The sequence below is a fragment of the Enterococcus sp. AMC1251 genome (genome assembly GCF_058216535.1).
In genome coordinates, this window is sequence record NZ_CM177098.1 from 164,755 (window position 1) to 178,529 (window position 13,775).

Sequence of the window (13,775 nt, forward strand, 5' to 3'; positions counted from 1 at the left end):
AAGTTATGATTGGTAAATTTAGGTTGTATCCAAAAGAAGATGGATTTGTTGCCTCTATTTGGCTGATTTTCATATTGATTCCGCTTATTGCGATGTTTCCATATGATAATTTTGATAAACAACTGGCATTAATTTTATTGGGGATGTTTGTTGTAACGTATCGAAATTGCTTATTTAATGGCAAGTGGTTTCCATTTTGGATGAGCTTGATGTACGTATTATCACTGTTTTATACAGTGTACTTCGGTTATATTTATTTGTTTATCTATCCAGCTTGGATGATTGGCTTTATATCTATGAAAAAAAATATATTTCGCTATTATTATATTGCTTTGCTATGTATGCTTATACCTGTTCCGTTTGCATTGAGTCGATTGCCAGATTCTATGACAGAAGAGCTGAGAATCACTATTTTTGTATATGGATTTTTTATCTGTGCGGCACCTTTTGCAGGTCGTTCGATTCGTAAACAAGCACAACTCCGTAAGCAGATGTATCAGTCAACACAACGAATGGAGTATATTATTAAACAAGAAGAACGCTATCGAATTGCTAGAGATTTGCATGATACATTAGGACAATCATTATCGATCATGACAATCAAAGCAGAACTAGCTGGAAAGCTTATAAATAAAGATTATGAATTAGCTAAAAAAGAAATGCTAGAAGTTGCGGACACCTCCAGGGGAACCTTACAAACCGTGCGAGAAATTGTTTCAAGTATGCGTCATGTGTTGATTGTCGAAGAAATGATTACAATCGAAAAAAGTTTGCGAACAGCGAAAATCATTTTATCCACAGAAGGTGAGGAATTGACTGGAGAGATTCCAACAGATATTCAAAATACAGTGAGTTATTGTTTACGAGAATGTATTACGAATGTCATTCGTCATAGCAAAGCTATAGAATGTAAGGTGAGCATCAAAAAAGAGGCGAAGGTCTATCTTTTTATTGTTGAAGATGATGGTCGAGGGATGAATTCATCAATGTCTGGGAATGGATTAACTGGATTAAGGGAACGAATTGAGAGTATAAATGGAGAACTGAAATTTACGCAGAAAAATGGAACGAAGGTTCTATTCACAGTACCTATGGATAAAAAAGAGGAGACGATCAATGATTAAACTAATTATTGCAGAAGACCAAGGGCTACTTTCTTCCGCTTTGGCAATGATTTTAGGAATGGAAGAGGATTTAGAAGTGGTAGGGATCGCTAAAAATGGTGTAGAAGCATTAAACTTAATCGACAAATATCAACCAGATATTTGTCTGACAGATATCGAAATGCCGTTAAAAACTGGGTTAGATTTAGCAGAAGAGCTGAAAAATCAGGTTCAAAAAGTTATTATATTGACAACATTTGCAAGAGAAGGCTATTTCGAACGTGCTGTCAAAGCAGATGTATCAGGGTATCTGCTAAAAGATACGCCCACAGAAGAGCTGATTGGAAATATCCGTGCGGTGATGAAAGGGAAAAAATTCTATTCACCTGAACTTGTAACGGGCTTATTTTCTCAGCAAGAAAATCCTTTGACAGTGCGGGAAAAAGAAGTACTACTCGCAGTTGGTGAAGGGTTGTCTTCTAAAGAAATCTCTGGAAAATTATTTTTGACTAGCGGAACGGTACGAAATTATATATCTGAGATTTTGAATAAGTTGGGTGCAAAAAATCGAATCGAAGCTGTAAGTATTGCAAAGGAAAAAGGGTGGATCTGATGTAAGGAATTTGACTAAAAGCGTCAATAGAAAAAGAGATTATAAACCCTCAACCCCTTCCATTACATCTAAAAAACCTCTATAATAAAAACAGAAATTAAAAGAGAAGAGGAAGTTTTTTGCGTATATTATTTATAGGAGACGTAGTAGGATCACTAGGCCGCGATACGATCACTACCTATTTACCAAAACTAAAGAAAAAATATCGGCCTCAAGTCACGATTCTTAATGGCGAAAATGCTGCAGCAGGCCGTGGGATCACTGGTAAGATCTATAAGAAGTTCTTGCAAGATGGTGCGGATGTTGTCACATTGGGCAATCATACGTGGGATAATAAAGAGATTTTCGAATTTATCGCTGATGCTAAAAAGATGATCCGTCCAGCTAATTTTCCACAAGGCACTCCTGGTCAAGGAATGGTATTTGTCAAAGTCAATCAATTGGAACTTGCTGTGATCAACATGCAAGCACGTGTTTTTATGGCGGATATCGATGATCCATTTCATAAAGCGGAAGAATTGATCGCAGAAGCACGCAAGCGAACGCCTTTAATATTTGTCGATTTTCATGGAGAAACAACGAGTGAAAAGCAAGCAATGGGGTGGTTTTTAGATGGAAAAGTCAGTGCAGTTGTTGGCACGCATACACATGTACAGACAAATGATGCTCGGATTTTACCAGCAGGTACGGCTTATTTAAGTGATGTTGGAATGACAGGACCATATGATGGCATCTTAGGCATGAAGCGTGGTCCAATCATTGAGAAATTTAGGACAGCATTGCCAAAACGTTTTGAAGTGGTTGAAGAAGGACGGAGTTTGTTATCGGCTTGTGTCATTGATATTGATGATCAGACGGGACAAGCGAAAAAGATCGAACCAATCCAAATCAGTGAAGATCGTCCGTTTGTAGAATAACCAATCTAAATCGGAACTTTCTCCTTCATAGAATTATAAGAGTCGAGTAGGGCTCTTTTCTATTTTGCGTAAACTGCGATTGAGCATTTGTAAGTAACTGAGCTAGATTTTGTTTTATAATAGAAGAATAAGCATACAACGACTAAATGAGGAGGTATCTATGCGAAATTCTTTTATGGGAAAAAAAGAACGGCTGAAGTTTGAACTATTTAAATCGATCATTTTCTCAAAAAATGGGGTAAGCTTTAACGAGTTAATGCAAAAGCACGAACTTACGAAAAGTACATTAAGCAGATATATCAATGATTTGGCGCAAGAAGTGGGAGAGACTTTTGATGAGAATGCCCATCTAATCCAAAATACTCAGACAGGAATGTATCAAATTCAAACAACAGAACCATACAGTATTGGATATCTAATTGATTATATGCACTTGTTTTACGTTAAAAAAAGTGGTATTTTTTTTATTTTAGATATTTTGTTAAAGAACCATTATAGCTCGATCGAGGCAATGGCTCTAGATTTGCATATGAGTACTTCGTCCGTCTACAAACAATTGCGAACACTAAAACAGATGTTAGTTCCCTTCGGCGGAAAGCTTTCGTTTGAACAACTTGCTAGTCCTTTGACAGGAAATGAGCTTGGTATCCGTCTTTTTGCTTTTTACTCCTACTGGTCAGTTTTTAAGTCAACGGAATATGGCAATAGAAATTATCCCGAAGAATGGTGGAATATAAATGAGCTTGAGGAATACTTTGATCATACGACCTCTTTGTCAGAATCACAACGGGCAAAATTGCGGTTTATTCAGCTGATTACACTGAAAAGAGTCCTCTGGCAAAAAAATTATCTAGAACTTTCCGAAGAATTTTTGTCAGACGTTGCCTATTTTGATACCAAAGATACAGAATTACTACCTCTGCTGAAACAACGATTATCGAATGAGATCTATCGTAAAGAACGAGCGCTATTGGTGTACGCAACGAGAGGATTGATTTACAATCTAGATTCACTAGAAACAAAAAAGAAAATCGTTCAAAATTATCAACAGTCATCTCTTAACATTGCAGCGTATACAACAAAATTGATGGCAGAAATTCGAAAAGAATTTGAGTTAGAATATACCGAGGAAGGGTACGTAAATTTTTATTTTTATCTGATTATTTTGCTAATCTACATTAAACACATCAATATAGATATTTCTGGGTACTATAAAAATGAACTGTCATTTCATTCAATAATCGATTACGATGAGGCGAATGTAGATATTTTTCAAAGGATTACAAAAATTATCGAACAGCAGGAATTTTATCCTAAAATAAGCAAAAAAACCTTGCAAGGTGTTATGTCGATCCTCTCGCTAACGATCTATTCAGGTATTTATCTAAACAAGAAAGCAGGAAGTATGTCAATATGCGTCATATTTAATAATAACTTGATTTTAGCTGATGGCATTAAGAAGATTATTTTGGATGTTTATAATCGCGACCGAATTATCTTTACTAATGACGTACAAATAGCTGATTTAGTTATTTCCGATTCTTATGAAGTAGCAAATCCCCACTCAGAATATTTCTATTTTGATGAACAGTTGAACCCAGAACAATGGGGACACATGATCGATGCGATCAATCAAATTTTTTATAAAACAGTTTTTTTAGGTTTATAGTAACGAAAGACATGCTTATTCAGACTAAATTATGTTTAAAATAAGTGGCCGAGACAAAAAGCGTTTATTCGGATTTAGAGTGCGGAACAAAACTGATCTTTAGTTTTGTTCCACGCTCTTATTTTACTTATAAATAGTAAGTTTTTTAGTTTTTGGAACAAATTGTTTCAGAATTATATAAAAATTTTCTGAAAAAAATTGTATTATTTCATAGTAATAAGAAAAGTTACTTGTATTCGCTTTATCTAGTGAAATAAGCAGATAGGAGAAATCGATGAAAAAAAATAGTGTTTGTTTACTTGTCTTATTTTTCGGCCTTTTACATACTGTCAGTTCGTCAGACACGGTTTTTGCTGAAACGATTTTACCACCTGAGGACTATCCGCTTGGAATTTCTACGAAAACGAATTTAACAGCTGGTGAGACACTTTATTTTAATACCGATCAATTGCAGGACAAACAACTTGTTGGTCAGTTTCTAGCAAAAAATGTAACATCTAGTGGCTCATCTGGATTATCCAAAGGTGGTTTTCAAAATTATCAAAATACAACTCGTCAATGGGAACTAGACCAAATCGATCCAGCAGTTGTCTCTGAAACAATTACAGGCAGTGATATTATTCGTTGGTATGGGAATGAGACAAGTTTTAAGTATGCAAATGGTGAAGATTTACATTACTATTTAGGCACGTTACCAACAGAAAAAGAACTAAACGATGCATTGCAATATTATCCTAACTTACGTGAAAATTTCTCTAAAAGAATGTACAGTGAGTTACTCGAATCTTTTCCTTCATTTACGGATAATGGTATTTCAAATTTTTCTCAAGTGACAGAAAACATCCAAAACATCAGTGATTATTACGCATCATTGACCGATGCTGAGCAGTCAATCGTTTATAATTCATCAGTTCAATCAGCCGAAGTAAACACAGAACAAAAAGTAGTAGATCCGAATGACTGGGGCGGACAATCAGCGATTCAGATAAATATTGCGTTGAAAAAAGGCGTGACTCAACAAGCTGTTGCGATTGTCAATGTCGATGGTCAAATCGATCACTTCAAAAATGCGCAGGATATTTCCATCAATTATACAAATTATGATCCTGATACCATGTTACCACCGTACGTATTCATTAACTATAAACATTTTTCAACGTTTAATTTCAGTGGTAGTACATTTTTTCATGCAACAGCTTATCCCAGTTTGCCTGGTGAGGAAGAATATCGTTTTGAAGGGAATAAAGGAGTCTTTTTTGAAGGGAAATATGCGGATAAAGCAGTACCTTTGGTAAATTCTGACAGCCATACAATCTCTGCTGAGCTTAAAAGTAAAACCTATAAGATTGCCACCCATTTGGTTCATAATTTTAATGACGAAGAACAAGAAATTCAATTTAGAAGTAATGCTTCTTTATTTATCGGAAGCGTATTGGCGCCGAGGGCTTCTGTAACACTTGATGATACGCAAGGGCGAGTGCTAGGAAGTGTGTATTCGGGCTACGATATCCATACAAATATGTCGATCAATGCCGAAGAAAGCACCGCGATGTTTGATTACGATGACTTTCCAGGATTAGGAGATATTGTTGGTGGAGAAGAATTTGAAGCACCGACCAAAAGTGGAGAACAGTTTAGTTACACTGGAAATGAGCAACGGCGATTATACGCGATTGCTCAAAAAATTCCAGCTTACGAACCAAAATTTCCGATCCAAACGCTAAAAATTACTGATCCGTTAGCAGATTCACTAGAGATTTCGGCTGAAGAGGTCGAAATTAAAGATGAAACTGGACAAGGTGCGACGAATTATTTTACACGTACCAAAAATGAAGAGAACGAATTGTCAATAGAAGCGAAACCAGAAAGTTTGGCGGATGAATCATTTTATGGAAAGACCTATACGATTGAACTGAATGGCAATCTACAATTAAATCAAGAAGAAATAGCCGACCCACAGATCAATCAACGCATAATCCCTAACACCGCTATAACGACTATCAATGAAGAAGCAAAAGCCAGTAACGAAGCAGAACTCAAAGTGGATTTTGTCCAAGGGAAAGCAGTTATTGTAAATTATGTAAACGAAGATGGACAAGAGATTGCGCCAACAGAAGTGTTGGATGGAAAAATCGGTCAGTTCTATCAGACAAAAGCAAAAGAAATTCCAGGCTACACGTTAACGGTTGTACCAGACAATGCAACAGGTTTTTTTTCAAACGAAGAACAAACCGTTAACTACAACTACCAAGGACATTTAAGTTTTTCAGCTGTGCCGACCCAACTTAGTTTTGGAACCCATGCTTTATCAAGTAAGGAAGAAAAATACAAAATCGAATCAAAGGATAATGACCTTGTAGTCAAAGATACACGCACACTAGGATCTAGTTGGCAATTACGAGCAACGTTGAATAAACCGTTAACTGGAAATAAGACCCAGCACGTATTAGCAGATGCCCTCTTTTACATAAAAGAGGGTCAGTCAGTGCCGATTCACACAAATTCATCATCAGTTATTACATCCGCAGTAACGACGACGCATGAGGGTTACAATGTAACTCATGATTGGGCAACTTCTGATGAGGGGTTAACTGTTAACGTGAAACCCGGCGATGCATTAGCAGATCAATATTCTGGAGAAATCAGCTGGGAATTATACGATGTTGTAGCAAATGATTGAAAGGTGCTAAGCAGTGAAAAATAAAAAAAGAAGATGGTTTCAACTAGTACTAATCGGCAGTTATCTTGTTTATTTAATAGGAATGAATGAAAGTCATGCTGCTGAAAACAGCAAAGTAACAGTCGGTTTTTACGAAGAAAAGAAAAAAGAATCACATAAAACAAATCAATTGCCCCAAACGGGTGAGGAATCACATAATAATAGTTTACAAGTAAATGGAATATCCATTCTATTAGTTATAACTGGAATGATATCATATAGAACATTAATGAAAGAGGAGAGAATTTAAATGAAAACAAACCAAATTTTAGCAGGATTAGCAGTCGTATCAATAATGTTTAGTACAAGTATGGTCGTTAGTGCAGAGGAAATCATAGATCAAGAGTCAAAAAGTGATATTGGCTTTACCGCACCTACGCAAGGCGCACTGACATTACTGAATGTTGCCGATTTCGATTTTGGAACTAATCCAATATCTACCAAGGATGAAGTCTATAAAAGCCAATCCGAAACAGCAACAACAGTCCAAGATATTCGCGGAACAGAAGCAGGCTGGACCGTACAAGTGGCTGAAAAAGGTCAACTTAAAGCAGGAGAAAAAGAACTGACAAGTGCTCAAATCACATTAAAAACACCGACAATTTCAGAAAAATCAACCGGTTCAGCAACTGCCAAAACAGAAGTTGTCTTAAATACAGATGGCTCAAGCGCAACAATTTTAGATGCAGAGGCTGGACTAGGTAATGGTGTGACGATCGAAAGCTTCGGGAAAGATGCTGCGATTTTAGAAGTACCAGGTGAAACAGTCAAAGTAGCAAAACAATACGAAACAACGTTAACATGGACTTTACTAGATCAACCAACAAATAACTAAACGTCATAGAGTGTGGTATTAAACGAACGCATCCGTTTTACCACGCTCAATCATTATACATAGAAAAAATGGAGGAATAGATAATGATAAAACGAACACTAAAAGTTTTAGTTCCGCTGATCGGATTTGTATTCGGGTGTCTGGTAGGAACACTGAACGTTTGGGCTCAAGATGCAGAGTATGAAGTAAAAGCGATTCCTTCAGCTAAGCAAGTTGACACAACCAAAACATATTTTGATCTAAGACTTAACCCAGAAGAAAAACAAAGAATCGCAGTTAAAGTCACAAATAAATCAAATCAAGAACAAACCATCCAGACCAAAGTCAAAACAGCTACAACCAATCCGAATGGTGTGGTCGAATATATGAATAGTGACAAAAATGAATCAATTGATTTACCCTATGATATAAGTCAGCTTGTAAAAACAAACACACCCAAAATCACATTAGCCCCTCATGAATCAAAAGAAGTTGACTATGCTATCGTAATGCCTAACAAAGACTTTTCGGGAATAGTATCAGGCGGAATAATTTTTACAAATGAAAATACAAAAGAAAATACAAAAGAATCCACAGCAGATGTCTCAATTAAAAATCAATTTGGCTATGTCATCGCACTTATTTTACACGGAGAAAAAGAAGTAGCACCCGATTTACAATTAACCAAAGTAAGTTTAGGACAAGTTAATAAAAGAAATACAGTCTTTGCCCATTTAACCAATCCCAAAGCAGCGTATCTAAACAAATTAAACATACATGTTAAAATCAGAAGGAAAAACACAGATAAAATTCTTTACGAAACCCAACAAACAAACCTACAGATGGCACCAAATTCAGTATTCAATAATCCAGTAAGCTTACAAGAAACAACATTCAAACCAGGGAAATATCTTTTAGCTGTCCACGCAGAATCAAAAGGAAAAATCTGGGATTTTGAAAAAGAATTTGACATCAACGCAAAAGAAGCGAAAAATTTAAATGACCAAGCCTATATCCATCATGCTAAAAACAACTACCTACTCTATATAATACTATTCCTAGCTCTTCTATTGTTGATTCTTTTAGTTATTCTCTACAGAAAAAGACAACAAAAAATCAATGCTTTAGAAGAACAAGTGGCAGAGTTGAAGAAAAATTAGAGAAATAAAGAGATATAAATTTATGCAGCGACTTTTTTGATTCGAATTCAACAACAATTAGCAACTGAGAAAAAGAAAAGGTTGAACGAAAGACCTATTTTTTCTCACCATTTATTCCGATACAGCACAGAAAGATAGCCAATTTCTTCCCCCATTTAAAAAAAAATCAAAAAATGTCTATAAATTTTTACAAAAAATAGGTGCAATAAAGAAGCTAGTATTACGGTACTAGTAATCAGGCAACTTGGATAGATAGGTCGTTCTATCTATCCAGGGCTTCATTTACTGGATGGTACCGGTAAGTGAAGTGCCTTTTTTTACTTTATATCACTGCACTTTCGTTCCGATTGACAACAAGACTAAAAGTATAAGGTGTATGAAATGATCATTGCTCCCTCGTAAATAGCCCTTTTCTTTTTCTCAAAGTTTATAGGATAGAAACAAAAAACGACTACAGTTTTCTCAACAACCGTTGATAGGTAAGACAAAGAACTGTTATTTTTACTTATCTGTACTTGAAAGGAGAAGAAGTTTTATGAACTTCGGCTGTACAAAAAGCGTGTAAAAACAAGAAAATGACTGACACTATTGGCGATTTGTTAAGCAGGTTCGTTTTTTTAATCAAAACTTCAATTGTTTGGTTGGTAGCCATACCGAGAAGTGCCAATTATTTAATTTTATCGTTAAAAGAAGCAACCACCGATTCACTCATTTCTGTCTAAGTGAATTAATATCGTCTTTCCTTGTTGTTTATTTCTATCCTATGGCTATAAATATGCCGAAACAACTAAGGATTCACAATATAAAAGTATACATTCCTCAATTAAATAACACCCAAATCCCCTTCTCTTATATATCAGAAAAAATAACAACCCTTTTTTTCTGATATTTTATCAAGAGCGGGGCGATGAAAGTTTCCATTTAGCGAAAAAAGCAGAACAAGAATTTGAAGAACAACAAGTTGAATGACAAAAAGAGTATTGGTTGTTGGTCGATCAAGAAGACTCCGTAAACGCAGAACAAGCCTCTTTTTGGAAACAAAGGGAGGAAAAAGCAAGTGAGATTTAAATTTTACGTCAGTGAAGTTTAAGCACAAATTAATCAAGCGTCACAGATGACTAGTCAAGCGAACCAAGCGATTGTTTCACTACAGAGTAGCATCCAAGCCTGTTTATCAGGTAAGGCGTACGATTCAGTTAAAAGCTATTTTATGCTGCTTTATACACCGTTGTATCATGACAGGAGAAGCGTTAGAAAGTGCCGACAAGAGATTGCTCAGTGACTATCAAGGCATGGTTTGTGGAATTGACACCCTCGAAGACCAAGTGTTAGCCGAAATTGAACAATTTGAACAAGTGAAACAAATTGTCGAACAAGAAATGAGCTTAGCCAAAACAGCATGCCCAGATTTAGAACGACGCTACATCAATGCGTGTGAATGTATTGAAAAGTGCTGAGAAAAATCAGCCAAATTCCATGCCTACAACACTCATTCAGCGAGTCTCTTTTCAGATTATGAAGCCAGTGAAGCAGAATTTAGTGCAGGATTAGATCACTAGATATATTTAGTATACAAATAATAAAGTAGTATTAGTGAGTGAAACAAAACAAGTGCAAACCCTAAAAACAGAGTAACCGAAATAAAAGGTTTCCCTGTTTTTTTGCTGACTATTTCAAAATTAAATTCTAAAACATTAAAAATAAATTTATTGTATTTCTCCACAAACTGTTGATTTTGCTGGAATTATGTTAAAATAAGTAGACCTGTTTTACAACAAAAACTTATCTAGAATAAAGGTGTGAAATCATGGAGCTATCCATTACAGATAAAAAAATCAACGAAGAATTAACAAAATTATTAACCTTGCTTGATGAGGACGAATTGATTCAGCGGTATAAAAAACTAGAAGAAAAAGTTCAAAACAATAAAAAACTCACAGCGTTAGTCGAACAAATTAAAGCAGCCCAAAAAGATGCCGTTCAATTTGCACATTATGATAAACCAGAAGCAGAAAAAGCTGCGATCAAGCGAGCGGATGAACTAACAAAAGAATTTGATGAACATCCTTTAGTCGTATCGTATAGAGAACAATTGATAGAAGCCAACGACCTGTTGCAATACGTTACAGATATGATCCAACATAGAATCAACGAAGAACTAGAGAAGGAAGGGTAACAATGCCGCAAAAAACGAAACACACACCCATGATGGAACAATATTTAGCAATCAAAGATCAATACCAGGATGCGTTTCTATTTTACCGATTAGGCGACTTTTACGAAATGTTTTATGAAGATGCCATCAATGCGTCGCAAGTGTTGGAACTAACTTTAACCAGCCGTAATCGCAATGCAGATGATCCAATTCCAATGTGTGGGATTCCCCATCACGCAGCGCAAGGCTATATCGATACACTGATTGAAAAAGGCTACAAGGTTGCGATTTGTGAACAAGTAGAAGACCCCAAAACAACCAAAGGCATGGTTAAACGAGAAGTAGTACAACTAATTACACCAGGAACGGTGATGACGAGTAAAGGTCTAGATGCTAAGGACAATAACTATTTGACAGCTATTGTTGAAGCAAACGATCTATTTGGTTTAGCTTATGTCGATTTAAGCACCGGCGAACTAAAAACAGCCGTACTGAGTGACGAAGATGGCGTGATTAATGAAGCCTCAGCTTTACAAACCAAAGAAATTGTATTAGGCAGCACACTATCAGATACCCTTAAACAAACACTGAAAGACCGTTTAAATATTATTTTCTCTGAGCAAAATCAAGCAGAAGAAACAGCCGAATTTAGCTTTTTAACAAGTGAACTTACCCATCCGCTAGAAGTGGACGTAACGGGGAAACTTTTAACCTATTTAAGTGTAACGCAAAAGCGAAGCTTATCTCACATTCAAAAAGCCGTAGAATATCAGCCAGATCATTTCTTGAAGATGGACCACTATTCTAAATTCAACCTAGAATTGACTCAGTCGATTCGGACAGGCTTGAAAAAAGGAACTTTATTATGGTTATTAGACGAAACAAAAACGGCAATGGGAGGTCGTTTATTAAAACAATGGCTAGATCGTCCGCTCATTCAAGAAAAACAAATCCAAACACGTCAAGAAATGGTTCAATCTTTATTGAATGCTTACTTTGAACGTGTTGACCTACAATCCACTTTGACGAAAGTCTATGATTTAGAACGTTTAGCTGGCCGTGTAGCCTTTGGAAATGTGAACGGGCGTGATTTACTCCAATTGAAGACTTCGTTAGAGCAAGTACCATTGATTCGTGAATTGATTGTGGGAATCAATCAAGGCGAGTGGAACGACCTATTATTAGATCTGAATCCAGCTGAAGATGTCGTAGAACTAATCAATCGGGCGATCAATGAAGAAGCACCGCTTGCAATCACAGAAGGCAATGTCATCAAAGATAACTACAACGAAAAATTAGATGAATACAGAGATGCGATGCGCCACGGTAAACAATGGTTAGCCGAACTAGAAGCCAAAGAACGCCAAGAAACAGGAATTAAGACATTAAAAGTAGGCTTTAATCGAGTATTTGGCTACTATATCGAAGTGACGAAATCTAACTTAGCTAACCTAGAAGAAGGCAAATACGAACGCAAACAAACCCTAGCGAATGCGGAACGCTTTATTACACCAGAACTAAAAGAAATGGAAACGTTGATTTTAGAAGCAGAAGAAAAATCAGTAGATCTAGAATATCAATTATTCTTAGAAGTTCGCGAACAAGTCAAAGCTAATATCGAGCGTCTGCAAAAACTAGCGAAAACAATTAGCGCAGTCGATGTCTTACAAGCTTTTGCAACGGTAAGTGAAAGATACCAATATGTTCGTCCAACACTGAAAAGTAACAGTAAAGAACTGCACATCGTAGAAGGTCGGCACCCCGTTGTAGAAAAAGTTTTAGGTCATCAAGAATATATTCCAAACAGCGTTCATATGAGCAAAGACAATATCATCTTATTAATCACAGGACCAAACATGTCTGGTAAAAGTACTTACATGCGTCAATTAGCATTAACGGTGGTAATGGCTCAAATCGGTTGTTTTGTACCAGCTGAATCCGCAGACTTACCAATTTTTGACCAAATTTTTACAAGAATCGGTGCGTCAGATGATTTAATTGCGGGGCAAAGTACATTTATGGTGGAAATGATGGAAGCCAATCAAGCACTACGTCATGCTACCCCGAATAGCTTGATTTTATTTGATGAACTTGGCCGAGGCACTGCAACATATGATGGAATGGCATTAGCACAGGCAATCATTGAATATATCCACAGAGAAGTCAAAGCGAAAACCTTATTTTCGACCCATTATCACGAATTGACCGTCTTGGATGAAAACTTAATTGGATTGAAAAATATTCACGTAGGTGCGGTGGAAAAAAATGGCGAAGTTGTTTTCCTGCATAAAATGATGGATGGGCCAGCTGATAAGAGTTACGGAATCCATGTCGCTAAAATCGCTGGTTTACCAAGTGATTTACTAGAGCGTGCTGCAACGATTCTTTCAGCATTAGAATCAGAAGAACAACCGCTTAAAGCCGTTGAATACAAAGAAGAAATCAAAGAAGATACGGAACAACTATCCCTATTTAAAGAAGTATCCACGGATGAATTAGGCGTGATTGATACGTTGAAAAAAATGAATCTTTTAGAAATAACACCGATGGATGCCTTAAATAAATTGCATGAACTGCAAAAAAGAATTTAAACTAAATAAAAAACTGAGCAAGGAAAGGATCGTA

Annotated in this window: 11 protein-coding genes; all 11 read left to right on the forward strand. The window is 36.3% G+C overall.

Annotated elements, in window-relative coordinates; genetic code table 11:
• The first annotated feature begins 5 nt into the window (after positions 1-5).
• The 11 genes from AC4BBR_RS00685 (at position 6) to mutS (ending at position 13,741) form a co-directional block, all read left to right on the forward strand.
• Positions 6-1,124 carry a sensor histidine kinase gene (locus tag AC4BBR_RS00685; RefSeq protein ID WP_490460694.1) on the forward strand — a complete coding sequence of 373 codons (1,119 nt, stop codon included), beginning with the start codon at positions 6-8 and terminating at the stop codon, positions 1,122-1,124.
• Positions 1,117-1,716, forward strand: a complete 600-nt coding sequence (locus AC4BBR_RS00690) for a response regulator transcription factor (protein ID WP_490460695.1) — start codon at positions 1,117-1,119, stop codon at positions 1,714-1,716. Before AC4BBR_RS00685 ends, AC4BBR_RS00690 begins: the two co-directional genes overlap by 8 nt.
• A gap of 119 nt (positions 1,717-1,835) precedes the next feature.
• The gene (locus AC4BBR_RS00695) at positions 1,836-2,633 is read left to right on the forward strand and encodes a TIGR00282 family metallophosphoesterase (protein ID WP_490460696.1); all 798 of its coding nucleotides are present in this window, start codon (positions 1,836-1,838) and stop codon (positions 2,631-2,633) included.
• Positions 2,634-2,793: 160 nt separating this feature from the next.
• Positions 2,794-4,302 (forward strand): helix-turn-helix domain-containing protein, encoded by a 1,509-nt coding sequence (locus AC4BBR_RS00700; RefSeq protein ID WP_490460697.1) that lies wholly within the window; start codon positions 2,794-2,796, stop codon positions 4,300-4,302.
• A gap of 274 nt (positions 4,303-4,576) precedes the next feature.
• On the forward strand, positions 4,577-6,982 hold the full coding sequence (locus AC4BBR_RS00705; RefSeq protein WP_490460698.1) for a MucBP domain-containing protein: 2,406 nt from the start codon (positions 4,577-4,579) through the stop codon (positions 6,980-6,982).
• A 13-nt stretch (positions 6,983-6,995) separates the two neighbouring features.
• Positions 6,996-7,271 (forward strand): LPXTG cell wall anchor domain-containing protein, encoded by a 276-nt coding sequence (locus tag AC4BBR_RS00710; protein WP_490460699.1) that lies wholly within the window; start codon positions 6,996-6,998, stop codon positions 7,269-7,271.
• On the forward strand, positions 7,272-7,856 hold the full coding sequence (locus AC4BBR_RS00715) for a WxL domain-containing protein (RefSeq protein WP_490460700.1): 585 nt from the start codon (positions 7,272-7,274) through the stop codon (positions 7,854-7,856).
• An 83-nt stretch (positions 7,857-7,939) separates the two neighbouring features.
• Positions 7,940-8,995, forward strand: coding sequence for a WxLIP family cell surface protein (locus AC4BBR_RS00720; RefSeq protein ID WP_490460701.1), 1,056 nt, complete (start codon positions 7,940-7,942; stop codon positions 8,993-8,995).
• 1,139 nt (positions 8,996-10,134) lie between these two features.
• Entirely contained in the window at positions 10,135-10,452 is a 318-nt protein-coding gene (locus AC4BBR_RS00725) for a hypothetical protein (RefSeq protein WP_490460702.1), read from the forward strand.
• A gap of 350 nt (positions 10,453-10,802) precedes the next feature.
• A complete protein-coding gene (locus AC4BBR_RS00730; protein WP_490460703.1) occupies positions 10,803-11,171 on the forward strand; it encodes a YlbF family regulator in 369 nt (122 codons plus the stop codon).
• Positions 11,172-11,173: 2 nt separating this feature from the next.
• A complete protein-coding gene (gene mutS / locus AC4BBR_RS00735; RefSeq protein WP_490460704.1) occupies positions 11,174-13,741 on the forward strand; it encodes a DNA mismatch repair protein MutS in 2,568 nt (855 codons plus the stop codon).
• Positions 13,742-13,775: the final 34 nt, after the last annotated feature.

Bases quoted from the DNA above. Each gene is read 5' to 3' on its own strand.
- AC4BBR_RS00685 (WP_490460694.1), top strand. From the start codon at position 6: ATGATTGGTAAATTTAGGTTGTATCCAAAAGAAGATGGATTTGTTGCC.
- AC4BBR_RS00690 (WP_490460695.1), top strand. From the start codon at position 1,117: ATGATTAAACTAATTATTGCAGAAGACCAAGGGCTACTTTCTTCCGCT.
- AC4BBR_RS00700 (WP_490460697.1), top strand. From the start codon at position 2,794: ATGCGAAATTCTTTTATGGGAAAAAAAGAACGGCTGAAGTTTGAACTA.
- AC4BBR_RS00705 (WP_490460698.1), top strand. From the start codon at position 4,577: ATGAAAAAAAATAGTGTTTGTTTACTTGTCTTATTTTTCGGCCTTTTA.
- AC4BBR_RS00715 (WP_490460700.1), top strand. From the start codon at position 7,272: ATGAAAACAAACCAAATTTTAGCAGGATTAGCAGTCGTATCAATAATG.
- AC4BBR_RS00720 (WP_490460701.1), top strand. From the start codon at position 7,940: ATGATAAAACGAACACTAAAAGTTTTAGTTCCGCTGATCGGATTTGTA.
- AC4BBR_RS00730 (WP_490460703.1), top strand. From the start codon at position 10,803: ATGGAGCTATCCATTACAGATAAAAAAATCAACGAAGAATTAACAAAA.
- mutS (WP_490460704.1), top strand. From the start codon at position 11,174: ATGCCGCAAAAAACGAAACACACACCCATGATGGAACAATATTTAGCA.